General features: G+C 59.0%; 21 protein-coding genes, 1 tRNA gene and 2 pseudogenes. 15 read left to right on the forward strand and 9 right to left on the reverse strand.

All coding sequences use genetic code 11. The features are described from left to right. From KGL31_07000 to KGL31_07070, 15 genes and pseudogenes are all read left to right on the forward strand, one after another. On the forward strand, positions 1 to 907 hold a 907-nt coding region (locus tag KGL31_07000; GenBank protein ID MDE2321651.1), incomplete at its 5' end, for a TonB-dependent receptor. A gap of 25 nt (positions 908 to 932) precedes the next feature. Further along, the gene (locus KGL31_07005) at positions 933 to 1,481 is read left to right on the forward strand and encodes a YfiR family protein (GenBank protein MDE2321652.1); all 549 of its coding nucleotides are present in this window, start codon (positions 933 to 935) and stop codon (positions 1,479 to 1,481) included. 1 nt (position 1,482) lies between these two features. Next, positions 1,483 to 3,084 (forward strand): HAMP domain-containing protein, encoded by a 1,602-nt coding sequence (locus KGL31_07010; GenBank protein MDE2321653.1) that lies wholly within the window; start codon positions 1,483 to 1,485, stop codon positions 3,082 to 3,084. A 1-nt stretch (position 3,085) separates the two neighbouring features. After that, complete coding sequence (locus KGL31_07015) at positions 3,086 to 4,504, forward strand: sigma-54-dependent Fis family transcriptional regulator (GenBank protein ID MDE2321654.1); 1,419 nt, start codon at positions 3,086 to 3,088, stop codon at positions 4,502 to 4,504. Between the two features lie 268 nt (positions 4,505 to 4,772). Continuing rightward, a complete protein-coding gene (locus KGL31_07020; GenBank protein MDE2321655.1) occupies positions 4,773 to 5,990 on the forward strand; it encodes a hypothetical protein in 1,218 nt (405 codons plus the stop codon). 134 nt (positions 5,991 to 6,124) lie between these two features. Beyond that, positions 6,125 to 7,492, forward strand: a complete 1,368-nt coding sequence (locus KGL31_07025; GenBank protein ID MDE2321656.1) for a sigma-54-dependent Fis family transcriptional regulator — start codon at positions 6,125 to 6,127, stop codon at positions 7,490 to 7,492. A gap of 94 nt (positions 7,493 to 7,586) precedes the next feature. Beyond that, the gene (lexA, locus tag KGL31_07030; protein ID MDE2321657.1) at positions 7,587 to 8,180 is read left to right on the forward strand and encodes a transcriptional repressor LexA; all 594 of its coding nucleotides are present in this window, start codon (positions 7,587 to 7,589) and stop codon (positions 8,178 to 8,180) included. 9 nt (positions 8,181 to 8,189) lie between these two features. Beyond that, positions 8,190 to 8,480: a DUF962 domain-containing protein gene (locus KGL31_07035; GenBank protein MDE2321658.1), complete on the forward strand. Its 291-nt coding sequence runs from the start codon at positions 8,190 to 8,192 to the stop codon at positions 8,478 to 8,480. An 87-nt stretch (positions 8,481 to 8,567) separates the two neighbouring features. Then, positions 8,568 to 9,934 (forward strand): annotated as a pseudogene (locus KGL31_07040) (DNA methyltransferase). Positions 9,935 to 10,062: 128 nt separating this feature from the next. Continuing rightward, positions 10,063 to 10,824, forward strand: coding sequence for a phage Gp37/Gp68 family protein (locus KGL31_07045; GenBank protein ID MDE2321659.1), 762 nt, complete (start codon positions 10,063 to 10,065; stop codon positions 10,822 to 10,824). 36 nt (positions 10,825 to 10,860) lie between these two features. Then, positions 10,861 to 11,481, forward strand: coding sequence for a recombinase A (locus KGL31_07050; GenBank protein ID MDE2321660.1), 621 nt, complete (start codon positions 10,861 to 10,863; stop codon positions 11,479 to 11,481). After that, complete coding sequence (locus tag KGL31_07055) at positions 11,459 to 13,039, forward strand: DNA polymerase Y family protein (GenBank protein ID MDE2321661.1); 1,581 nt, start codon at positions 11,459 to 11,461, stop codon at positions 13,037 to 13,039. The genes KGL31_07050 and KGL31_07055 overlap by 23 nt, the downstream gene beginning before the upstream one ends. Positions 13,040 to 13,211: 172 nt before the next feature. Then, positions 13,212 to 16,478, forward strand: a complete 3,267-nt coding sequence (locus KGL31_07060) for an error-prone DNA polymerase (protein MDE2321662.1) — start codon at positions 13,212 to 13,214, stop codon at positions 16,476 to 16,478. A 21-nt stretch (positions 16,479 to 16,499) separates the two neighbouring features. Continuing rightward, positions 16,500 to 16,652: pseudogene (locus tag KGL31_07065) on the forward strand (tyrosine-type recombinase/integrase). 211 nt (positions 16,653 to 16,863) lie between these two features. After that, entirely contained in the window at positions 16,864 to 17,205 is a 342-nt protein-coding gene (locus KGL31_07070) for a DUF3303 family protein (GenBank protein ID MDE2321663.1), read from the forward strand. A 611-nt stretch (positions 17,206 to 17,816) separates the two neighbouring features. On the opposite strand, the gene KGL31_07075 is transcribed toward KGL31_07070, so the two are convergent. The 9 genes from KGL31_07075 to KGL31_07115 form a co-directional block, all read right to left on the reverse strand. After that, positions 17,817 to 17,890, reverse strand: a tRNA-Gln gene (locus tag KGL31_07075). 141 nt (positions 17,891 to 18,031) lie between these two features. Beyond that, positions 18,032 to 18,532, reverse strand: a complete 501-nt coding sequence (locus KGL31_07080; protein ID MDE2321664.1) for a transcription elongation factor GreA — start codon at positions 18,530 to 18,532, stop codon at positions 18,032 to 18,034. Then, positions 18,529 to 19,974 (reverse strand): glutamate--tRNA ligase, encoded by a 1,446-nt coding sequence (locus tag KGL31_07085; protein ID MDE2321665.1) that lies wholly within the window; start codon positions 19,972 to 19,974, stop codon positions 18,529 to 18,531. Before KGL31_07085 ends, KGL31_07080 begins: the two co-directional genes overlap by 4 nt. Positions 19,975 to 19,985: 11 nt before the next feature. Beyond that, positions 19,986 to 20,165 carry a Trm112 family protein gene (locus KGL31_07090; GenBank protein MDE2321666.1) on the reverse strand — a complete coding sequence of 60 codons (180 nt, stop codon included), beginning with the start codon at positions 20,163 to 20,165 and terminating at the stop codon, positions 19,986 to 19,988. 293 nt (positions 20,166 to 20,458) lie between these two features. Continuing rightward, positions 20,459 to 20,896 (reverse strand): ribosomal protein S18-alanine N-acetyltransferase, encoded by a 438-nt coding sequence (gene rimI, locus KGL31_07095; protein ID MDE2321667.1) that lies wholly within the window; start codon positions 20,894 to 20,896, stop codon positions 20,459 to 20,461. 64 nt (positions 20,897 to 20,960) lie between these two features. Then, a complete protein-coding gene (gene tsaB / locus KGL31_07100; protein ID MDE2321668.1) occupies positions 20,961 to 21,665 on the reverse strand; it encodes a tRNA (adenosine(37)-N6)-threonylcarbamoyltransferase complex dimerization subunit type 1 TsaB in 705 nt (234 codons plus the stop codon). Between the two features lie 52 nt (positions 21,666 to 21,717). After that, positions 21,718 to 22,977, reverse strand: a complete 1,260-nt coding sequence (locus KGL31_07105; GenBank protein MDE2321669.1) for an MFS transporter — start codon at positions 22,975 to 22,977, stop codon at positions 21,718 to 21,720. Beyond that, complete coding sequence (gene tsaE / locus KGL31_07110) at positions 22,977 to 23,474, reverse strand: tRNA (adenosine(37)-N6)-threonylcarbamoyltransferase complex ATPase subunit type 1 TsaE (GenBank protein ID MDE2321670.1); 498 nt, start codon at positions 23,472 to 23,474, stop codon at positions 22,977 to 22,979. The genes KGL31_07105 and tsaE overlap by 1 nt, the downstream gene beginning before the upstream one ends. Before the next feature lie 10 nt (positions 23,475 to 23,484). Beyond that, on the reverse strand, positions 23,485 to 25,056 hold the full coding sequence (locus KGL31_07115) for an NAD(P)H-hydrate dehydratase (protein ID MDE2321671.1): 1,572 nt from the start codon (positions 25,054 to 25,056) through the stop codon (positions 23,485 to 23,487). Between the last annotated feature and the right edge of the window lie 19 nt (positions 25,057 to 25,075).

Below are 25,075 nucleotides of genomic sequence, written 5' to 3' on the forward strand. Positions count from 1 at the left end.
CCTGGTAAGCGGATTTATCCAGGACCAGATCGCGCTGATCCAGGATCGGCTCACGCTTACCCTCGGGTCCAAATTCGAGCACAACTCGTTCTCCGGTTTCGAGTTCCAGCCGAACGCGCGATTGCTGTACTCCCCCAACGATTGGAATCGGGTATGGGCGGCGGTCTCGCGGGCGGTTCGGACGCCATCTCGAGCGGGACGCGATATGCGGATCGATACCGCCGCGTTTCCTGGCCCCGGCGGGCTTCCTACGCTCGTCCAAACGGTGGGTAACTCCGACTTTACCTCTGAGGAATCGCTCGCCTTCGAGCTGGGTTACCGGGTACAGCCGGTCGAGTGGCTGACGCTCGATCTGGCCGGTTTCTACACGCACTATGACAACCTGGGAACGGCCGATCCTGGCGCCCCTACGCTTGTGACGGACGCGGGCCTGCCTCATATCGTGCAGCCTCTGCTGTTCGCCAACCAGATGTCCGGGAACACGTATGGTATCGAGATCGCCACTACCTGGCAGCCTCTGAGCTTCTGGCAACTCCATCTCAACTACTCCTACCTTAATATCGAACTCCACCCCAATGCGGGCCAGCACCCAATTGGCGTCAACATAGGACATTCACCACGCCACCAAGTGCAGGCGCGTTCTCTTCTGGACCTCCCCTGGCATCTTCAGTTCGATGCGGCAGCCTTCTTTGTCGATCGACTGTCTGACCTGAACCCGGCAGTTCCGAGTTACCTGCGACTCGATCTCCGCCTGGGGTGGCGTCCAACCAAGGCGTTCGATCTGAGCCTGGTCGGCCAGAACCTTCTGGACAACCGCCATCCGGAGTTTCGTCGCGTTGATGTTGACCCTATCAGCGCTACAGAGATCCAGCGCAGCGCCGTAGTGAAGGCTACGTGGCGATTCTAATCTAAAGGTTGGCCGCTGGGCGAATATGATTCGAAAGGTCGCACTCTTCGTCGCGCTGTCGGTCGCCGGTTTCGTGGGGGGCGGGATGCCCCTTGCGGAGCCCGCCTCTCCACCCCCCCTTGAGTATCAAGTCAAGGCGGCGTTTCTCTACCAGTTCATTAAGTTTGTCGAGTGGCCCCCTCAAGCGCTTCGCAACAGCACCATCATCATCGGTGTGCTGGGCGAGAGCCCCGTATCGGATGCGCTTACCGCTATTGAGGGGCAGGAGGTAAAGGGCCGTACGGTGGTGGTCAAACGGTTCAAGGGGCTGGCTGATCTGGAATTCGCTCATGTCCTGTTTCTCAGCCCCGAAGCAGCAGGTCGCTTGAAGGAGATTTGGAACAGACTGGCGGGTTCTGGCACGTTGGTGGTCAGTGATGTAGAAGGATTTGCCCGGAGCGGCGGGACGATCAACTTCATCAGGGTCGAGAATAAGATCCGGTTTGAGATCAACCTCGAAGCCGCCGAGCGGGCACACCTGAAGATCAGCTCGCAACTACTCAAGCTGGCAAGGATCGTCCAGGGGGTGGAGTAAGATGCGCTTCCTTCGGGATGCCCCGATCCGTAAGAAGCTGATGGGCATCTCCCTACTCACGACGGCTATGGCGTTGGTGCTGGCCGGGACGGCCTTTGTGATCTACGAATTGGCAATCTTCCGGTCTGGCATGACGCGTGAGCTTATGAGCACAGCAGATATCCTGGGCGCGAACAGTACGGCCGCGCTGACCTTTAACGATCCCGGGGGGGCAGAACTGACGCTACAGGGACTGCGAGCGATTCATCGAATCAACTCGGCGGCTATCTACACGAAGGAGGGAACCCTCTTCGCTACATACCATCGTGGGGATCGGCAGCCGGAGGTAATCCCCCTCAGACCCCGAGCAGATGGCGACACCCTGGAGGGAACGCGCTTGACCCTCTTTCGGCCGATCGTCCTTGACCATGAAAGGATTGGCACGATCTGGCTTCAGTCCGATCTACAGGAGGTAGCGAGGCATCTTATATTGTATGCCATCGTCACCATCGTCGTGTTGCTTGCCTCCTCCGCGGTGGCCTTCTTCGTGTCATCACGACTTCAAGAGGTGATCTCCGAACCGATCCAGCATCTGGTGCGGACGGTGAAGGCCGTCTCAGAGACACGAGACTATTCGGTCCGGGTGCAAGGGTCTGGTCGCGATGAGCTTGGGGTGCTCACCGATGGATTAAATGAGATGTTGATACAGATCCAAGAACGCGATATCGCGTTACAGACCGCGCACGATACACTTGAAGAGCGCGTGGAGAGGCGCACGACAGAGTTGCAGCGTGAGATCGCCGAGCGGAGACGAGCCGAGGAAGCGCTGGCCCAGACCCAGAGCGAGCTCCTCCATTCCGAGAAGATGGCATCCTTAGGATTTCTGGTGGCGGGAGTGGCTCACGAATTGAACAATCCCATCAGTGTCGTCCATTGCAATATGGATTTCATCAGGGAACATGTCCTGAGACTGAAAGGGATCATCGAGGCCTATGAGGCGCTCGATCTGCCCGATTGGCCCGCCCTTCAGCAGCTGGAAGAGCTGAGAAAAGGAGCAGAACTCGGCCTGAATGCATTGGATGAACTGGTTTCCAGTTGCAAGCGGGGAACGGAACGGATTACGAAGATTGTCATGGACCTCCGGACCTTTGCCAGGGCAGATGATGTCACTCCTGTGCCTGTCGATCTGCATGAGGGAATCGAGACAACCCTCAGCCTCCTGACAAAGGAGTACAAGGATCGGATCACTATCCATCGAGAGTACGGGAGTCTGCCACAGGTGGAATGTCATCCCGGCCAGATCAACCAGGTGTTCATGAATCTGCTGCTCAACGCTGCCCAAGCGATCCCTGAGACAGGAGAGGTCTGGATCAGAACGGCTTCCCATGGAGATAAGGTCATCATCGTCATCAAGGATAACGGCTGCGGCATTCTTCAAGCGAATCTCGCCAAGATCTTTAACCCCTTCTTTACCACAAAGAAGGTGGGGGAAGGAATGGGCTTGGGCCTGAGCATCAGCTATGGGATCATCCAAAAGCACGGCGGCAACCTGCGCGTGTCGAGCCATGATCGCCAGGGGACGGAGTTCACCGTCGAGCTCCCGGTGAAGTGGAGGGGGGTGTGAGATGAAACGATACGGAATCCTGATCGTAGATGACGAAAGGGATATCTTAACGACTCTCTCCCTTACGTTCGAAGAGGACTATGATGTCTTTCTGGCCCGCAGTGGCGCTGAGGGGCTGGCAATCCTGGAGCGGCAGGAAGTCGCCCTCATCATCGCGGATCAACGAATGCCGGAGATGACAGGGGTCGAATTCCTCGAGCGATCCATTGACAAGCGCCCCCAGGCTATCAGGATGATCCTCACAGGTTATACAGACACCACGTCCCTCATCCGAGCCATCAACGCCGGCAGAATCTATCGATATATCACCAAACCTTGGAGTCGGGATGAATTGAAGATCACCGTCAAGCGCGCCTTCGAAAGCTATGAGCTGACCATGGAGAATCAGCGACTCCTTAAGGAGCTTCAGACGGCCAATGAACGGCTACAAGCGGAGAATCTCTATCTGAAGCAAGAGGTCGAAAGGGATCCTCTTTCCGGCACCATCATCGGCAAGAGCCCAGCCATGAAGCGGGTCTTCGATCTCATGGAGAAGGTCATCGATAGCTCTGTTACGATTTTTCTAACCGGAGAAACAGGAACAGGGAAGGGGGTAATCGCTCACCACCTCCACCATCACGGCCCGAGACGAGGAAGACTGTTTATCGAGCAAAACTGCGGGGCGCTACCGGAGACCCTTCTGGAAAGCGAGCTGTTCGGCCATCGGCGCGGCGCCTTTACGGGGGCCGTACAGGACAAGAAAGGGCTCTTCGAGGTGGCACACGGGGGGACCCTCTTCCTGGACGAGGTCAGCGAGATGAGCCCTACGATGCAGGTCAAGCTGCTTCAGGTTCTTCAGGATGGCAGGATGCGGCGGATCGGAGAGACCGAATCCCGACAGGTCGATGTTCGAATCGTCGCGGCAACTAATCGAGACCTGGAGTCAGAGGTCAAAAAGGGCACCTTTCGGGCGGATCTATACTACCGCCTGAGTGTTTTTCCCATCAGAACTCCTCCCTTACGAGAACGACGGGAGGATATTCCCTTGCTGGTCGACTTCTTTTTGGAAAAACAGTGCAAGAAGCTGAAGAAGCCGGTCATAGGGCTGAGCCAAGAGGCCATGCAGCGCCTGTACGAATACGACTTTCCGGGTAACGTCAGGGAATTACAGAATTTGATAGAGCGAGCGGTCCTTCTCAGTAACGGATCCAGGCTCGATCTGGATGAATGGCTGCCGAGTCCCTCTGATCTCTCTAAGTCCGCAGGGAGCCCTACTCTAACGCAGGTTGAAAAAGACTGTATTCTGGAGCGACTCCAGTCGCGGAAAGGTAATCTCGCGCTGGTCGCTAAGGATCTGGGGATCAGTCGCACCACACTGTGGCGTCGAATGAAGGCCTATCAGATCCCCTGGGGTTCCCGCCAGGTGGACTCCGGCGAATAAGACCGATCCGACAATCCGGACTTCTCCTTTTACTGCCCTTCTCATAGACAGAGGCCTACCAGATTAACTGCTGACGCCTACGGGCCGTTGATGTTTCAGAGTGAAACCGACTGAAACATCCCGTTTCACGTGAAAGTTACCTCTTGCATATGATCCTCTCTGTCCGCTGGCCAAGTCACTCTATTAACTAGCCTGAAATCGAAGAGTTAGAGAAATCTATTGTGGGATTTCCGTTTTGGCATGCCTCTTGTTATTAAGGACAGTTGTCGTGATAGAGATCTTAACGGAGGGGCATAACATGGAGCAGTATTTCAAGCAACCAGTGAGGTCAGACGAGCCCACGCTGAAGATCAGCGCGACGGATCATATCTGCTGCAGTGGCTCCCCAACAGGCTGGTCGGAGCGGCGCACCAGCCGATGGGCCGGTGCCGGGGTGCTGGCGATGACGCTCGGGGCGTTGGCGATCGGGCTGGTGGACTCCTCCCACACGCGGCCTGCCAGTGCCGTCCGGACTACCGCCATCCCAGCCACCCCGCCGCCGGCTGCGCACTCATCCGCGCCGACGGCAGAGGCGACGCGAAGGGGAACGATGCAGATAGCCCGTAGTCAGTCCCCTGTCGCTCTTATCGAAAACCGAGGGCGGATGGCTTCTCGCGTTAGTTACGATGTTCAGGGGCGAGAAACCATTCTGTCCTTTACGCCGCAGGGTCTCACGCTCACCCTAACCGGATCCAGCTTCTCTCCAGGCATCGCCCAAAAGATCACTTGGAACCGATGGCCAATTGCCCGGGAGCAAGCAACCGTCCCCTCGCGCTGGGTCGGTGCGCTCAACTTTGTGGGTAGCAATTCGGCTGCGATCCCCCAATGGCAGGAGTCGACGCCAGCCACCATCCGCCCCTCAACCGACTCCCAACCAGCGGAGAAGACCAGACGTCCTGCCTCTGCTACTCTGCACTATCGGGACGTCTGGCCGGGTATCGATCTGCTCTACACGATCACAGGCGACCGACTGCGATCCACCTTCGTTGTCAAGCCCGGAGCGGACCCGAATCAGATTCAGTTCGCTTACCAGAACGTCACCACTATCAGGCGCACCGAGGCCGGACAGCTAGAGGTGAGTACGCCGGTTGGAAGCTTCGCCGAAGAGATGCCCGTCGCCTATCAGGAGAGCCATTATCTGGCGCGGTTAGCGCGTCTGCGGGATAACGTCTACGGGGAGATGCCCGGTGTATACCAGGAGCGAGATGGACAACGGGTACCGGTGGCCGTAGCCTATACGCTGCAGCCATCAGGGAACAGCTCAGTCTGGGGCATCCACGTGGAGGCCTACGACCCGCACATCCCGCTCATCATCGACCGGGTTATCCGCTATCCTGGCTCCATTGGAGGAAGCGATACCGATATGGACCCCGGCCTTGTCGCAGACCGTGACAGGGCTGCCTATGCAATCGCCTCATCGAGTTCTCCGATCCCATTCACCCCGTAAGGGACGACCCGCATCCGATTTCTCCTGGCGCATAAGTCTTGTTGACTTTCAGAGGGGCACTACAGTATCCTGCCCCGACAGCTTCTGGCGCAGACTCATGAAACGATAATCTTTGCCGATGCGGAGCACGCACGATGATCCCCAGCCACAGCAAGATCCTGATCGTAGACAATGACCACGACATTCGGGAGGTAATGCGTGATCGCCTGAAGGCTATGGGGTGTGAGGTCGTGGAGGCGTCCGACGGTGTCCAGGCGCTGACGCGACTGAGAGAGGAGTCGCCGACGATCACTCTCCTCGATCTTATGATACCGGATAAGAGTGGTCTCGAGGTGCTGAAGGCGATCCGCGATGAGGGGCTCGAGACGACAGCCATCGTAATGACTGCGTATGGCACTATCGATAAGGCAGTGGAAGCTATGCGGGCCGGCGCCTACGACTTCTTGACCAAACCGCTCAGTCCGGGTCATTTGGAAGTGGTCATCGGTAAGGCGCTGGAACGCGAGGCGCTGAAGCGGGAAAACCTCCTGCTCTCGGGGGAGATCCGGGAACACGATCGGCCGATCATCGGTCACAGTTCGTCGATCCTGAACGCCATCGAGGCCGCTAAGCGAGCGGCGGCCAGCGGTTCGACGATCCTCCTGCTGGGCGAGAGCGGAACCGGAAAAGAGGTGTTCGCGAGAGCCATTCACCAATGGAGTCCAAGACGGGATAAGCCCTTTGTGGTCGTCAACTGCGTGGCGTTGTCGGAAGAGTTGCTCGAAAGTGAACTGTTCGGACATGAGCGGGGGGCCTTTACAGGCGCCCACCAGCGCAAGTACGGGAAGTTGGAGCTGGCCGATGGCGGGACGGCCTTCCTCGATGAGATCGGTGACCTGAAGCCGCGCCTTCAGGCGAAGCTGCTCCGCGTCCTGCAAGAGCAGGAGTTTGAGCGGGTTGGCGGGACGAAGCCGATACGGGTCGATCTTCGCTTTGTCGCCGCCACCAACCGACGCCCGGACAAAGCGATCCGGGAAGGATTATTCCGAGAGGACCTCTTCTTCCGACTCAATGTCGTCTCCGTCTCTCTTCCCCCACTCCGAGACCGCCTAGAGGACATTGTCCCTCTGACCAATCACTTTCTGACCCGACACTGCGACAACCTGGGCAAGCGAATCAAGGAGATCACTCCGGATGCATGGGAGTTGCTGCAACACTACCATTGGCCGGGCAATGTGAGAGAACTGGCGAACTTTATCGAGCGAGCCGTTGTTCTGAGCACTCGTGATCGAATCACCTCGGAAGACCTCCCACTGACTGTCCTCACCAGCGCACTGGAGTCGCCCGCATCAGATGTACCTCGTGACTTCCATGAGGCTGTGGTGGCGTACAAGCGACAGATCATCCGGGAGGCCTTGCATCGTTCGGGAGGCAATCAATCGAAGGCCGCGAGCGCCCTCGGCCTGCAGCGAATCTATCTTGCCCGTCTGATTAAGGAATTACAGGTGCGCGAGAAGAGCTGATCTTCACGCTAACAAATTTTTTTCTTGACGTAGTAGTCTAATGTATAATACTAGGAGTGTAGACGATTGAGAGGAGAACAACCAGGGAGACCCGATGGCGCTCACCGACCGGCAGCGGCAGATCCTGAATTTCATCGCCACCTATAAGGCCAGGCATGGCGCCCCCCCGACGCAGCGCGAGATCGCCAAGCACGTGAAGATCTACATCCGGGGCGTCCAGTATCATCTCGAGCGGCTGGAGCGGGCCGGCCATCTCACACGCACGCCCAAGCGGGCTCGGGCCATCGACCTGCGCCGGGAGCAACGCGCCACCCTTACACCCCTGCTCGGCCGGGTGACGGCCGGCCGGCCGATTCTGTCCGACGAGCACGTTGAGGCCACCTATCCGCTTCCCCGGGAATGGACCGGAAGTGGGAAGACCTTCCTCCTGAAGGTTCAGGGCGACAGCATGCGCGATGCCCGCATCTTTGACGGTGACCTCGTACTCGTAACGGCGCAGTCGGAGGCCCACCCCGGCGAGATCGTGGTAGCGATGATCGAGGACGAGGTCACGGTCAAGCGCTTCCAATTGGACGGCACGACGGTCGTTCTCAAGCCGGAGAATGAGCAGTTCTCGCCGATTAGGATCGAGAACGGGGAGCGCGTCAGGATTCTGGGTAAGGTCATCGGCGTCTTTCGGAAGCTGTAAGCCAAGTACATGAAATTTGATGAGTTTTATCCTTTGTACCTTAGCGAGCACTCCAATCATATCTGTCGACTGCTGCACTTCATCGGCACCACGATCGGTGTCTCGCTACTTCTTGCTGCCGTGGTCACGCAAACGTGGTGGCTGGTTCCGGTGGCATTTGTGCAAGCCTACACCTGTGCATGGATCGGTCATTTCTGCTTCGAACATAACAAGCCGGCCACGTTCAAATATCCCAGGCTCAGCTTCCTCGGTGACTGGCGTATGTGGTGGGAGATACTCACGAACAAAATTCGGATGTGATCCTGCGCTTGACAGCTCTTCGAAAAGGCAAGAGAATCAGCCTCGTCTAGGTATGGTACAACTATGAAACAAAATCTCCAAGCACCCATGCGCTCTGTAAACGGCACCTCGAACAAGCTTGCGGCTGAGGATCGGCTCGCACATGACTGGTATCGGTTCGTCCTTTCGTTTCCACCCCACCTGGTGCGCGACTATCTACACCGGTTCGGCATGGACCGGGATTCCATGGTTCTCGATCCATTCTGCGGGACAGGTACGACAATCGTAGAATGCAAGAAACTCGATATTCCGAGCGTCGGAGTGGAGGCGAATCCATTTGCGTATTTTGCGAGTATCGTGAAGACAGATTGGTCACCTGACCCCGACGAACTTCTGAAGCACGCCAGGGAAGTGGCTGAACTGGCAAGTAAAAAGCTCGCTTCGGAAGGATTCGACGATCAGTCTCCCCTACCGCTGTTCAATCGGACTCGTGGAGCCGGCCCAGGCTGCACGGAAGCCCTGCGGAAACTTCCCCCGGAAAAGGAAAAACTTCTCCTAGCAAATTCGATCAGCCCACTTCCCCTGCATAAGACACTCGTTCTGCTTGAGTGCCTCGATCAAATCCGCGACGACCGGTACCGAAACCATGAACTGTTGGCGCTAGGCAAAACACTTGTCAACGTGATCAGCAATCTCCATTTTGGCCCGGAAGTCGGTATTGGTCCTGCTAAGCCAGATAGCCCAGTTGTCGCGCCGTGGCTGGCTACTGTCGAGACGGTCGCCGCTGACCTTCGATGTTTGCAAAGGACGGGTGGTGCATCCGCGACAGTCTATAATGGGGACGCTCGTCGGATTTCACAGCTCCTATCCGGTTTCACAATCGATGCCGTCATTACTTCGCCACCGTATCCTAATGAAAAGGACTACACCAGGACAACTCGTCTCGAGTCGGTATTGCTAGGTTTCATCAACAGCAAGGATGATCTCCAGGCCTTGAAGCAAGGCTTGGTCCGTTCCAATACACGTGGAGTGTACAAGGGGGACGATGACGACAAGTGGATCGCTGATCAGGATGAAATCCAGCGCATTGCGAAGGCAATCGAACAGCGCAGAATCGAGCTCGGGAAAACATCGGGTTTCGAGCGTCAGTATCATAAAGTTGCGAAACTGTATTTTGGTGGCATGGCACGTCATCTTGCGGAATTACGCACCGTATACTGCGCACAGGTGCGCGATTGGCATACGTCGTGGGGGATCAAGCCTCTTACCTGCGAGTCATGATTCGGACGGGCCAGTTATTGGCGGATATTGCCGAATCGCTGGGTTATCAAGTCGAGAGCATAGAATTGTTTCGCACCCGTTTGGCAACCGCAACAAAGGATCAACTGCGTGAAGAGGTGGTGATACTGCGCTGGCCCGGTCCCAGAAGTCATCATCAGCATACAGGCGTAAAGCTTATCGAAGCCAAAAGGTGATCGAATGGCCGAAGCCAACCGATATTCGCAGATTATCGAGAAGCTCTTCCATTCCTGCTTCAAGCCGGGTGCGATGGAGGTACCGTCGATTTGGATGCTTCAGCTTGATTTGCCGTAGGGAGTTCACTGTGTCCCAAGGCACGAGCATTGAATGGACCGACGCGACCTGGAATCCTGTGACAGGTTGCACGAAAATTAGCCCAGGATGCCTACGTTGTTATGCGGAGCGGCTGGCCCATCGCCTGCAGGCCATGGGCAACTACAACTACCGAAACGACTTCGAGGTGACGCTTCAGGAACAGATGCTCCGGCTTCCACTCAGTTGGAAGCGGCCTCGTCGGGTCTTCGTTAATTCGATGAGCGATCTCTTTCACGAAGAGGTGTCCGTCGAGTACGTCACGCGAGTGTTTGAGGTGATGAGACAGGCGCACTGGCATCAATTCCAGATACTCACCAAGCGATCCGAGCGACTCCGACAATTGGCGTCGTCGCTGCCGTGGGCGGACAACATCTGGATGGGTGTCAGTGCTGAGGCTAGACAGTATCTGTACAGGATCGATCACCTTCGATACACCTCGGCAGCCATGAAGTTCATCTCCTTCGAGCCGCTGTTGGAATCGCTTGGCGCTGTCGAACTGCGCGGCATCGATTGGGTCATTGTCGGCGGCGAATCAGGGCCGGGGGCGCGTCCGATGGAGCGATCATGGGTCATCGAAATCTTGCAGGCATGTCGTCAGGCCAGCGTACCCTTTTTCTTCAAGCAATGGGGCGGTACGAACAAGAAGCGCGCGGGTCGTATCCTGGACGGCAAAACCTGGGATGAGGTGCCGGAGAGCGCGACACGGAAGGCTCTATCTTCAAGCCGACCTCTGCGCACTTGCAGTCACTGATGGATGGGTGTTTTTTTGGCTCACAGTATTAGTCATATGTATAGTAAGAAATTGTATGGTAGCCAGTTCCTCTTGCTGCGGCGAGAGAGAAGCACACAAGAGACATGGTGGAGTCTTGAGCAGATCGCCGGGCGGCTGGTGGAGATCTCGGGTATGGGGGCAACGGCCCCGCTCACGCTGGCCTTCGGGCTGGTGTTGGAGGCGCAGCGGCATGGGGAGCCGGTAGTCTGGATCACACGTGACAACAGCCTCTTCTATCCTCCCGACGTAGCTGAGGGAGGAATCGATTTCGACGCCATGGTGATTGTCCGGGTCCCTGACAGCAGGGCCGCGGCTCGCGCCGCGGACCAACTCGTACGGTCGGGCGCCTTCGGCCTGATCGTACTCGACTTGGGTGCCAATATCAATGTGCCTACTCCGATCCAGACCCGTCTGGCAGGGCTTGCGCACAAGCATCAGACCGCGCTCCTCTGCCTTACGGCGAAGGGGGATGAGGCCCCGTCGCTGGGTCCACTCGTCTCTCTCAGGGTTGCCGCTCGGCGAGAGCGGCTTGCCGATGGCCGGTTTTCGTGTGGGCTTACCGTCCTCAAGGATAAGCGTCGAGGTCCGACCTGGCGGTATGCGGAGGTCTGTCATGGACCGGATGGCCTGCGTTAGCCTCCCTGCCCTCCCCTTGCAGCTTTTGCTCCGGCGTCATCCCGAGTGGGTGGCCTGCCCGGTGGCCGTGGCTGCTGAAGATAGACCACAAGGGCTCATCTGCTACGTGAATACAGCAGCGCGGAAGGCCGGCGTGCGTCCAGGTCTCCGCTACGCCGCCGGCTGTTCGCTTGCGGCCGACCTGCGGGCCGGCGTGATCCCGTCAGTCGAAATCGACGAGGCGGTCGAGGCAGTTGCGGAACAGCTCAGACGCTTTACGCCGGAGGTCGAGCCGTCCACTGAGGAGCCCGGCGTCTTTTGGCTCAACGGAATAGGGCTTACTCGCCTCTATCGGTCGTATGAGGCGTGGGCGCGGCTGATCGCGGCCGACCTGAACGACGTGGGCTTTCGCGCGACGGTAGTCGTAGGCTTCACACGTTTTGGTACCTATGCCATGGCCAAGGCGCAGGATGGGACGGTGGTATTTGATAATCCCGCCGATGAGCGCGCCGCAGCGCGGCAGGTTCGGCTCGAACACCTGAAGCTTGATCCGGACCTCCGGGATACGCTCGTGAAGCTGAGTGTAACGACCGTAGGCGCGTTCCTCGCCCTTCCGGCCGGCGGGCTGCTCACACGCTTCGGACCAGCAGCCTATCGCCTTCACCGGATGGCGTCCGGCGAGTTATGGACACCTCTGCAGCCACGCAAGTTACAAGAGCCGATCCGGCAACGGCTCGTCCTCGACGATCCCGAGACCGACGCGACGCGCCTGCTCTTCCACCTAAAAGGGCTGCTCCATCCGCTACTCAAAGCGTTAGTCGTCCGAGGCGAGACGCTTGTCTGGCTCACGCTTCGCCTCCGGCTGGACCTGTCTGCCAGCCAGGCAGGCGGGAACGGACCTGCTTGTGCGTCGCACGCAGACAGGTGGCGCGAGGAGCACGTCTGTCCAGCGGCCCCGACGCTGGATCCGGTACAGATCCTCGATTTGGTTCGGCTGCGGCTTGATGCGATAGAACTGCCGGCTGGGGTGATTGAGATGGAGTTGATGGCAGCGGGTATCCCAGCGCCAGCCGAGCAGTATCGACTGACCTGCCTGTGTCGGCACGGTAGACAGGTCGTAGAGCGGCCCCGGCGCGATCTGGAGGCAGCCAATCGGGCGCTGGCCCGCATCCGGGCTACCTTTGGAGATGAGGCGGTAGGACGAGTACGACTCGCGGACGGTCACCTGCCTGAAGCGAGTTTTAGGTGGGAGCCATTAGAACAGGGGTTGGGGATTGAGGGTTGGAGATTAGAGGTAAAACCAGGAACCAGGAAGCAGGCGCTAGGGACCGCAAAGCGGAGTCTGGTGCGTCGGATCTTTGCCAAGCCGATCCCGCTGCGTCTACCGCCCGGCTCACACCTGCACGGACCGTATATCATCAGCGGCGGATGGTGGGGACGGGATCTGTCTGCGTGCGAGCACGCACAGGCAGAGACGCATCGCGACTACTACTTCGCCGAGACTCGGCGCGGCGAGCTGCTCTGGGTCTATTACGACCTGAATCGCCGTTATTGGTTTCTTCATGGAACAGTTGAGTAAAACGTCATAACTAGCTGTAATACACAGATACATTTACATAGCATGTCGTTGCGAGCGACCACCGGGAGCGTGGCAATCTACTCGTTCTGCTCTACAGATCATCAAGAACGGTGAGATTGCTTCGGTCGCTACGCTCCCTCGCAACGACGCGGGTGAGGGGGTTTTCAGAACTATGGCTTCATATGCACCACTCTGGTGCAAGAGTCATTTCTCATTCCTTGAAGGCGCGAGCCACCCCGACGAGTTGGTTGAAGAAGCTTACCGCTTGGGGCTTAAATCGCTGGCGCTGACCGACCGCGACGGCGTCTATGGGATCGTTCGGGCGCATACCAAGGCGAAAGAGCTCGATCTGCATCTGATCATAGGCGCACAGGTCACGCTGGCCGATCTGCCTGTGCGTCCCCGCACGCAGACAGGTCACTCGATCCTCGTTCTTCTGGCTCAGGATCGGGACGGTTACAGCAACCTCTGCCGGTTGATCACCACCGGACGGCTTCGCTCCCCAAAGGGGGAGTCGTCTGTCACATGGGAAGAGGTCTGCCGGCACGCAGACGGCCTGATTGCGCTGTGGGGCGGTGAGCAGAGCCTGCTTGCGGGCGAGGCCGACCTGTCTGCGTGCGGAGACGCACAGACAGGTCCTGGTGAGGTGTTGGGCCTGCTGCGCGAGGCCTTCGGCGATCGACTCTATGCACTTCTCGTCCGGCACCGCCAAGCCTCCGAGGTCCGAACGGAGGCTCGACTGCGGGCGCGCGCCGCCCGCTATGGCCTGCCCCTCGTGGCGGCCACGGAAGTGCTCTATCACACCAAGGCCCGTCGCCCCACACAGGATGTCCTGACCGCTATTCGCTATGGCGTCGCTGTCTCGGCTGCGGGTCGTCGACTTAAGCCTAACGCCGAGCATGATCTTAAGTCGCCTCATAACTTCGCGATCCTGTTCGCCGACGATCCGGCGGCTATCGCCCGAACTGAGGAAGTGGCCGACCGCTGCGCCTTCTCCCTGGCCGAACTTCGGTACCGCTATCCCTCGGAGCGTCTCCCGGACGGCGCCACTTCCGCCCAGCGATTGCGGCAGCTCACCTTCGACGGGGCCAGACGCCGTTACGGCGATGACGTTCCGTCAGACGTCCTCAGGCAGCTCGAGACGGAGCTGCACCTCATCGGCGCCCTCGACTACCCGGGTTACTTCCTGACCATGTGGGAGATCGTCGAGTTCTGCCGACAACGGGCGATCCTCTGCCAAGGGCGGGGATCGGCGGCCAACTCGGCGGTCTGCTACTGTCTCGGAATCACGGCCATCGACCCGGTGCGGATGGGACTGCTGTTCGAGCGGTTCATCTCCAAGGAGCGCGCCGAGCCGCCCGACATTGACCTGGATATCCAGCACAACCGACGCGAGGAGGTGATTCAGCATGTCTACGACACCTACGGGCGCTCCCATGCTGCGATGGTGGCCAATGTGATCCGCTACCGGCCTCGGTCGGCGGTCCGGGACGTGGGCAAGGCGCTGGGCCTGCCGGAGACTTCCATGAACCGCTTGGCCAAGCTCCTCTCCCACCACGGCAACATCGAGCCGGAGACACTGCGACAGGCCGGTCTTGACCCAGAGACGCTGCTGCACCGGCATCTGTTGCGGCTGGCAAACGAGATCCTGGAGACGCCTCGCCATCTCTCCATCCACCCCGGCGGCTTCCTGCTGGGACATGATCCGATCTGGACCATCGTCCCCATCGAGAATGCCACCATGCCGGGCCGCACGGTGATCCAGTGGGACAAAGACGACCTGGAGGCCTTGAGTCTCTTCAAAGTGGACCTGCTGGGGCTGGGAGCGCTCAGCCACCTCGATCTCTGCTTCCGTCTGCTGAAGCAACACCGCAACCTCGATCTCTCTATGGCCGCCATCCCGCCCAACGATCCGGCAACCTTCGAGATGATCCAGCAGGCCGACACCGTGGGAGTGTTTCAGATCGAAAGCCGGGCCCAGATGGCGATGCTCCCGCGGCTTCAGCCTCGCTCCTTCTACGACTTGGTCATCGAGGTGAGTATCGTCCGCCCCGGACCCATCACGGGCGGCATGGTCCACCCCTACCTGCGTCGCCGACGCGGCGAGGAGCCGGTCCTCTACCCTCATCCGTCCCTTCGACCGATACTGGAGAAGACGCTGGGGGTGCCGCTGTTTCAGGAACAGGTGATGCGTCTGGCGATGATCGCCGCCGACTACACCCCCGGCGAGGCGGATCAGCTCCGGCGCGACATGGCAGCCTGGCGAGGGCCGGGTCGAATCGAGCGCCACCGCGAACGCCTCATCTCGCGCATGCAGGCCAAGGGAATCGCAGCAGAATTTGCCGAGCGTGTCTTCTCCCAGATTCGCGGTTTCGGCGAGTATGGTTTTCCCGAAGCGCATGCCGCCAGCTTCGCCCTGATCGCCTATGCGACCGCATGGCTCAAGCGCCACTACCCGGCGGAGTTCACCTGCGCGCTGCTGAACGCCCAGCCGATGGGCTTCTACGCCCCGGCGACCATCGTCGAGGATGCCAAGCGCCACGGTCTCATCGTGCGACCCGTGGATGTATCGGCGAGCGCCTGGGACTGCATCCTGGAGCCCTGCCCGCAGAGCATGGGCGGCTCTGCCGTACGGATGGGCCTGCGGTACGTGAAGGGGTTGGGCGAAGACGATTGGATGCGAATCGAGGGCGCCCGCCTGCCTGTGCGTTGCACGCAGACAGGCCGCATCGCGCCCTTCGCGTCGCTTACAGATTTCGTCCATCGCACCGAGTTGGACAAAGGAGCACTCGCGGCACTGGCTGAGGCGGGCGCCTTCGAGAGGTTTCGCTCCTCCAGCGTTACTCAGGACAGGCTGGATCGCCGGATGGCGCTGTGGGAGGCGCTGGGACTCGATGCCTTTGCGACCTCCCTGCCGACGATCGTCCAAGAGACCATCCCCGCCTTTACACCGCTTGACGCCAGCGAAGAGATCGCCTGGGACTATCGGCGAACTGACCACAGCCCTCGGGGTCATCCCCTCGCACCTTTGCGGGAAGCGCTGAAGGCGAAGGGACTCTTGGATGCCCGCGCGATCTCCGCCATGCGGCATGGTCGGCGGGTACGCTATGCCGGTCTGGTCATCTGTCGCCAGCGGCCCAGCACCGCAGGCGGCGTCACCTTCATGACGCTGGAGGACGAGACCGGCTTTGTCAACATCGTCCTCTGGCCGAACGTTTTTAAGCGGCATGCCACCTTGGCCAAGACGGCTACCTTCCTAGGCGTCACCGGGACCCTACAGGTCGACCTGTCTGCGTGCGGACCTGTCTGCCGTGCCGAGCACGACACAGGCAGGCACGCACAGGCAGGACAGGGCGTCGTCCATCTCGTCGCCGAACGCCTCTGGCAGCCGCCAATACACCGCGACCTCGCCACCGCCCCCAGCCGCGATTTTCATTAATGTTCGCCATTCTTTTGCCACACCCATCTGCCAGAAAAGGGTTACGATATCCGGACGGTCCAGGAGCTGTTGGGTCATCGGGATGTCAGCACCACGATGATCTATATCCATGTTTTGAATCGCGGCGGTAGAGGAGTCCAGAGCCCGGAGAGTGGTTCGGCTAGAGTGGAATAGGTTGACAACAATACGTGCAGTGTTGCTCCCATTTGACATAGCCAGAAATTCCTTGCCCATCGTTGAACAACACAATAGAATCATCGCTAACTACGAAAATAGCTAACGAGAGTAAGCCGACCAATCTACTTCATAGTCAGAACGCTGCTGAATGGGTTGCCCAGTAGCTGCCTTAGTATCAAAACGCAACCGTGTAGTTGAGGAGACGAAAATGGATGAGAAAATGACCTCTACAGGGGAAAAAATCGAAAACGCTGGGATGCACTTTGTTGCCCATTGGACCCATACTCCGGAAAATTGCCCAGGCAGGTGTAAAGAAGGCGCTCAAATGCTCATTGACTTTTGGGCTAAACGTGAGGAAGCAGCAAAGAAGGGACTCAAAATTCTTGGAGCCTATGTTGGCGCAACAGAGCATGTCTACTACATCATTGTGCAAGCTAAAGACTATCGTAGCATGCTTGAGTTTTTTGAGCCCCTTATCCCAACGCAGCAAGGTGCGATCCATCCTGTGGCAACGATGGATGAATGGACAAAGTTTATTCAACCCAAGTAGCCGGGTAGTCTTGGCAACGGCTACATCGTTGCCTGACATTTTCGATTAACATACCGAATGATTTCGTTTGTCCGATATGTGCCGGAAGAGGACTCATTGTGACCGAGCAGATGGGGGAGAACGACCCCACCGAGTACGTTGAAGTGTCTTGCCCATACTGTGCTGCCCGGGTCTCGATACCGCTCCCTCACGACCAAGCAATCTGTGTCGAGGTTTCGGGTAGGCGAGCTTCTGAGGCTGAGAGCGTTCTGGTTTCGACACTTCGACAACTGCATCCGACAGCATGAGCTAGGGGCATGCACGAAGTACCGACATTGTAATCCTGGTTGCTCTTGACAAGGGACTGGCCGCCGTCCTTCGCAGCGCCGGCCCGTGGGAGCGGTATCAGGCCTCAAGCGACATTCGCACGCTCTACACGTCCACTACGCCGGCTGGTCTCTCGGTCGTCACGGAGGGCGTTCCTACCTACGCTACGCACCTGCAGGGCCGCGCTTACACCCGAACAGTAGACCACAGTGAGTCAATTGTCGGGGGCACTCGATAGAAAGCCTGATGGCGCACGAGAATTATGCGGGGGCTGGCTAACGGCGATATAACAACTGTTCACGAGTTGGCTGGGGGGCAAGGATTCGAACCTCGATAAGCAGATCCAGAGTCTGCCGTCCTACCGTTGGACGACCCCCCAAGCAAAAATGAATGTCCAAAGGGAATCCCTTTGGACATTCACACTATCTACAAACAGTAGAGAAAAGTCAAGGTGAAAAACGGTGAGATTGCTTCGCTATGCTCGCAATGACCACGAGAGGTTGCAGGGTACGATTGAGTGTCATGAGCCCGCCCCATCGGAGTTGCCTTGTGATCTCTCGTGCAGCGTCTGAAGCCTCATCATTTCGAAAGCCTTGGTCCCACTTGGCATATTCATGACGACCCGATCGCCGGCCTGCTTGCCGATGAGGCTTCGCCCGATCGGGGAGGCCACCGAAATCCAGCCACGTGTGCTGTCCATCAGCTCGGGAAAAACCAGGGTGTAGACGCATTCCTCCCCGGTTTCTTCGTCCACAAGATGGACGGTGCTGCCCAGAGCGACGCGGTCTTTCGGGATAGCTCTCAGATCAATCTTGCTGATCTCCGCGATCCGCTGTTGCAGGAAGGCCATTCTGGCCTTGACAAACCCCTGCCGATCCTTGATCGTTTCGTACTCGCCGCTCTCCCGCAGATCACCTAACTCCCTGGCGACCTGAATCTTCTTCGGAATCTCCAGCCTGAACTCCCGATCAAGTTTGTTGAACTCCTGCCGAAGCTCATCAAGCAGCGCCTCAATCTTCATCCTGCCTCCTCCAGTGCTTCTTCTACCCGACTTCGCACCGCGTCCCATCCCATTAACTCCATAATCGGGAAGATGGGGGGACTGACGGTTTTTCCAGACAGCGCAACCCTGAACGGCTGGGCCAAGTCGACCAGCTTCAAACCGAGGGCCGTCCCCCTCGTCCGGAACAGCGACTCCAGGGGTGCGGCAGTAAAGGTCGGCAACGCCTCGATTTCCGGCACGAGCGCGCGGATCCTCTCTTTTGCTTCCGTAGTGAGAACTTTTCTCACTGCAGATTTGTCGCGCTCGATCTTCCCATCAAACACGAACCTCGACGAGGACGCGAGCTCCGTCAGGGTTCTGGCCCGCTCCTGAAAAAGGCCGCCTACCCGCTGTAGCCAGCCCTCACCCCTCTGGTCCATCTCTTCTCGACTCACGCCGGCCGCTTCCCAGAAAGGTCTGAGCAACATCGTCAGTCGATCAGGGGCGGTTTTCTTAATATACTGGCCATTCAGCCACTCGAGCTTAACCGGGTCGAAGACCGCGGGAGTCTTGCCCACCTTCTCGAGGCTGAAGTATCTGATTAACTCGTCCTGGGTGAAGATCTCCTGGTCGCCGTACGACCAGCCAAGCCGCACCAGGTAGTTCACAACCGCCTCAGGCAGGTAGCCCATCTGCTGGTAGGCCAAGGCCGACGTAGCGCCATGCCGTTTCGAGAGGCGGGTGCGATCAGGCCCTAGGATCATCGGGATATGGGCAAAGTAAGGGATTGACAGGCCTAGCGCCTCATAGAGCGTGATCTGACGTGGCGTATTCGAGATATGATCATCACCCCTGATGACGTGCGTAATGCCCATCAGCACGTCATCCACCACGACGGCAAAGTTGTACGTCGGCATCCCGTCGGAGCGGAGGAGGATGAAGTCATCCAGATCGCCGGTCTCGAAGCGAATGGGGCCATGAACGAGGTCCGCAATCTCGATGCTCCCGTCCTCCCCGACCAGCAAGCGGACGACAGCGCCTCTTCCGCCCACTCCCCCCAGGTCGTTACCCCGTTGACGGCAGCGGCCGTCGTACTTCGGAGAGGTCCCAGCCGCAAGCGCTGTCTTGCGCCGGGTCTCCAGTTCTTCCGGCGTACAGGTACAGTAATAGGCCTTCCCTTCATCCAGGAGTTTCTGGGCGTACTCCTGGTATAGCTTCAAGCGCTCAGCCTGGCGGTATGGTCCAACCGGCCCGCCCACTTCCGGACCCTCATCCCAGTCCAGGCCCAACCAGCGAAGCGCCTCGAGGATCGTCGTCGTCGATTCATCTGTAGATCGTTCCGCATCGGTATCTTCAATGCGAAGAATGAAATCTCCGTTCTCATGGCGGGCGAACAGCCAGTTATACAGCGCGGTCCTGGCCCCTCCAACGTGCAGATATCCTGTCGGGCTCGGCGCGAATCTGACCCTGACCTTGGACACCACGTATCGCCCTATTGCTTCGACGGCGGTCCAGACTCCGCCTCGTCGATCAGCATGACGGGGATACCGTCCCGAACAGGATAGCGCCGCCCGCAGGCGGTACAGACGATCCTTGACGCAGGCTCGTCGAGCACCACCTCGGCCTTGCAGGCGGGGCACGCCAAGATCTCAAGCAGTTCCTTATCGATCATCTGTGCTCCTTCTCCCCCAGCTACGCTTACCACCCGCTCCTCTTTTACTTCACTTACTATAGCCTATTGCCGCAGAAGGCTGAAAGCAGATTTTACAACTCAAGAATAGCGCTTGGCAAGGCAACCCGTTCATTCGACTGTCGTTGCGAGCACCCGAAGAGTGCGTGGCAATCTCACCGTCCTGTTTTCATGAGATCGGGAAACTTGCGGGCGAAGAACGGTTAGATTGCTTCGCTGCGCTCGCAATGACCCATTGCAATCTTTATTTCTGAGTATACCAGGCCCCCGTGAAGTTAGAGCGGCTCCCTGCGCATTACGATGGCATCTTCCCGCGGGTGTTCGTAGTAGTTGCGGCGACGGCCGATCGGCTGAAAACCGTAAGACTTGTACAACGCAGCAGCCGCCTCGTTCGATGCCCTCACTTCCAGGTAGCCCACTGTCACACCCTTGATATGGGCTCGGCCAAGCATCGTATCCAGCAGTTGAGAGGCGACTCCGCGACCTCGATAGCCCGGATGCACCGCGATATTGTTAATATGCAACTCCCCGCTAACGATCCACGCGCACAGGAAGCCCACAATTCGCTCGCCAGAGCCTTCGTCCATCCTAGCCACGAGCGATTCGGCGATCCGCTCGGAACTCAGCTCGTGCAAGAACATCTCCTCGGTCCACGGTTCGGCGAACGAGAGGCTCTCAATGACCAGAACCTCCGGCAGGTCTTCTCTGCGCATCACATCGCACGTGACTCCGAGTCTCGTCTTACTCATCATCATAATGTGGGCTTGCGTCCCGGTACTACGAACCTACCTGAGCGAATCTGCCAAGGCGTTTCAACTCCGCTTCGGATGGCCGCAGATAATGGGGGGCCAGTTGGGCGAGATCATCCCGGTGGCCTTGCAGGAGACGGCGGCGTCCCAGTTCTGCGACAGCAGCGGCGCGTCCTCCGCGTCCAGAGAGAGGGGGGAAAAGCGCCAGCTCCTTCAGCCTCGATTGCAACAGCCCTTCGTAGGACGCCACGCCATCACCCAGGAACACGGTTGGCTCATGAATGCGGTTCAACAGCTCATCCGGCGCGACGGCCGCATCGTCCGCCAGGCGGATCAGCCGATCTCCCTCGTGGCGAAACAGGGCACAATAGATTTCACCTTTTCTGGCATCGAGGATGGGACACACCGGATGAGCGCAAAACGGGAGCGTCCAGGCCATGGCTTCAAGGGTCGATACGCCGACCAGCGGTTGACCCCCCGCAACCGCCAGACCTTTGGCGGTACTCAGGCCGATTCGCAGACCGGTGAAGGAGCCCGGCCCGACAGCCACGGCGAGACCTTCGACTTGGCCCATGGTGATCCCGGCATCCTGCAAGGCTCGATCGATCAAAGGCAACAGTCGCTCGCTGTACGTCGCCTTGACATTCAGAGTATATTCGCAGAACACTCCCTGCCCTGATACGAGCGCTACCCCTCCCTGCACTGTCGATGTTTCTATCCCCATCACCAGCATGGCAATCTGACGATACTACAGACGAATTGATCCGGCAAGGGCCTCAGCACGATCATATCCCAGTGCAAGAGACGCCAGGGATCATCTCCCCAGCCTGACTGGTCGGTCCCCCGGCCCGCACACGCGCCAGCAGAATGAGACCTATGAGGAAAAACAGCCCGATAGCAAGAATCGCCGCGCGCTGGTTGCCTGCCAGGGTGTAAGACACCGCGCCAAAGACGAGAGGCCCAAGGATGGACGCGGTTTTCCCGCAGAGGGCGTAGCAGCCGAAGAACTCCCCCTCTCGCCCCTTCGGAATCAGACTGGCCATGAAGGTTCGGCTTGCGGCTTGGATCGCGCCGAGACCGGAGCCGGCGACCGCAGCAAGAAGGTAAAACTGCCGCTGTGCCTCGACGAAATAGGCGGCGATCACCACACCGATCCAGAGGACTAACATGCAGAGTACGACGACTTTCGGGCCAAGGTAATCAGTGGGCTTCCCCCACAGGAAGGCCCCGATCAATGCCGTAACTTGGACGAGAACGTACAGACCGATCAACTGCGCCATCCCAAAGCCGAGCGTCCTGGCCGCGAAGATCGAGGAGAAGAATATCACCGTATTCACACCATCCTCGTACAACAGATAGGCTCCGAGGAACCGCCGTAGTTCACGGAACGTGAGCACATCCCTGACCGTTTGTATTGTGCCCAGAACGCTCTCACAGACCGCTTCAATAACCTCGATCCGGCCGGGCCGATCCTCTGGAAGGATCAGAAAGGATGGGATGGCGAAGAGCCCGAAGAGCACCGCCGCGGACAGGAAGCACCAGTCGAGCGCGCCTACTCTCACAAATGGGAGCGCAACGAGAAGGGCCACAATTGAACCGGCGTAGCCGACCGCGAAACCGTAGGCTGAGACGCGTCCTTGCCACTGCCGGGAAGCAATATCCGGGAGATAGGCGTTGTAGAAGACCAGCGCCCCTTCAAATCCCACCATGCCGAGAACGCCCAGCACAAATCCCCGGAGCACCATCCCCTGCTCCACGGTTGCCATCAATGCAGTAGCGCCGACGCTCAGGTAAGTGGTAATGAAGAAAAGACGCTTGCGGATCCCGGCCCGGTCAGCAATGGCCCCCAGGATGGGGGAGGTCAGCGCCACAATGGCCATAGAAGTAGAGATCAGTCGTCCCCACCACAGATCACCCTCCCCATGAACGTTGCCGACGACAACCTGGGCATAGTAGGTCGCATAGATGGTCGCCGCGATGACCGCCGCAAAGGATGAGTTCGCAAAGTCGTACAGGGTCCAGGCTACGACCTGACGGCGATTCATCACACCACTGTAACATCGCGCATCAGCTCACGGACCAACCTCATATATCGATCGCCGACCGGAACGATCTCGATCGCTCGCGTATCCGACCCGGTATGCTGAAGTCTGAACGTCAGCATCTCCTTTGGCAAGTACCCCCAGCCATGATTGGCCCACTCGATCGCTGCCACACCATCCCCCTGCAGATACTCATCCAGCCCCAAGCCGACAAATGCCTCCGGCGTCTCGATACGGTACAGGTCGATATGGTAAAGGGGAAGGCGGCCACAGTATCGGTGCATGATCGTGAAGGTCGGACTACTCACGTACGCCGCCGGGTCTACGCCAAGTCCGTCGGCCAATCCCCCGACGAAGAGTGTTTTTCCTGTTCCAAGCTCACCGATGAGCGCGATCACATCGCCTGCATCCGTAAGCTTGCCGACCGCCTTCCCCAGCGCGCGCGTCTGCTCGGGTGAGGCTGAGTGATACACGACCACCGACGAAAGTGATGCACCCATACCCAACTTGTTAACTCTCCGCCGGCATCGTATGGGACTTCAGTTGCCGAATGGCCTCCGGGATCTGCGCCATCAGATCGGAGGCCACCATCGCCTCCTGGCCAACCGCCTCGGCCGCGAGATCCCCGGCCAGACCGTGCAGGTAGACCGCGGTTTTGGCTGCCAGGCCGGCGCTCACACCCTGAGCCAGGAGGCCGGCGATCAGACCCGTCAGCACATCACCCGTTCCGCCCGTCGCCATCCCCGGGTTCCCCGTCATATTGATCGCCACCCGACCGTCCGGACTCGCAATGAGGGTGCGGGCGCCCTTCAGCACCAGATGGACGCCGAAACTCTCGGCGACCTTCTGCGCAATCGGAATCCGGTGCCGGACCACCTCATCCCGATCGATGCCGAGTAGACGGGCGAGTTCTCCAGGGTGGGGGGTGAGGATTGGCGGGAGTGAAACATCGCGCAGCATTTCCAGGTTCGGTCCAAGGGCATTGATTCCATCGGCATCCACCACGATCTGTGTCCTGGCGGTATTCACGACTGCCCGGACCAGCTCGGCGGTCTCGGGATGGGTGGATAAGCCGGGACCGATCGCGACCACCCGTTTGCCCTGCATCAGATCCAGGACCCTCTCCAAGGCGGCGTGGGCAACCGTGCGCTCCCGAGTTTCCGGCAGCGGCTCCGTCATGACCTCCGTGAGCTTCGCCTCCATGGCGTCGTTCAGGCTCTCCGGCAATGCGAGCGTCACCAACCCTGCGCCGATCCGAAGTACTGAAAGCGCGCACATTGCCGCTGCCCCGGTCTTGCCGGGCGAGCCGGCCAGGACCAGGGCGTGACCATACGTCCCTTTGTGGGCATTCGGATCGCGTCGCGGGAGCGCGCTCACCAGGTCCTCGGCCTGTACGAGCGAGACATCGAGAAGCGGATCAGTGACCAGTTGCCGAGGGAGGCCGATGTCCACCGTTACGCTCCGACCGGCGCAAGAGGCCGCCGGATAGAGGATCAAGCCCCGCTTCGGCAGACCGAAGGTAACGGTGAGGACCGCGTTGGTACTCGGTCCGTAGATGATCCCTTCATCACTATTCAGGCCGGAGGGGATATCCAGGGCCACGATCGGCCTGCCGGATCGGTTGAGCAGCTCGATAGCTTCGCCGAAGAGGCCTTTCGCGGGCCCCATTATCCCGGTTCCCAGGATGGCATCTACGACGACATCGGCCCGTTCGACCAGCCACCGGCTCGCGTCGAGCCCCTGGCTGGTCGTCACCTCATGGATCGGCACACCTAATTTATGAATAATCTCGAGATTAGTCCCGGCATCCCCCTTGATCTCCGTCGGTTGAGCCAGCAGCACGACCTCGACCGCGATCCCGCGGTTGAACAGGTGACGGGCCGCGACGAAGCCGTCGCCGCCGTTGTTGCCCTTGCCGCAGACGATGACCACGCGGCATTGCGTCAGGCGCGGAAACGCGCGCTCCAGTTCCAGGACTGCCTGAAGCCCTGCATTCTCCATCAGCAGCAATGACGGGATGCCGTACTCCTCTGTTGCCCGTCGATCGAGCTCCCGCATCTGACTCGCCGTCACAACGCTCACGGCCATCGTGTCCTCCTCG

The sequence above is a fragment of the Candidatus Methylomirabilota bacterium genome, from assembly GCA_028870115.1.
Lineage (GTDB): Bacteria > Methylomirabilota > Methylomirabilia > Methylomirabilales > Methylomirabilaceae > Methylomirabilis.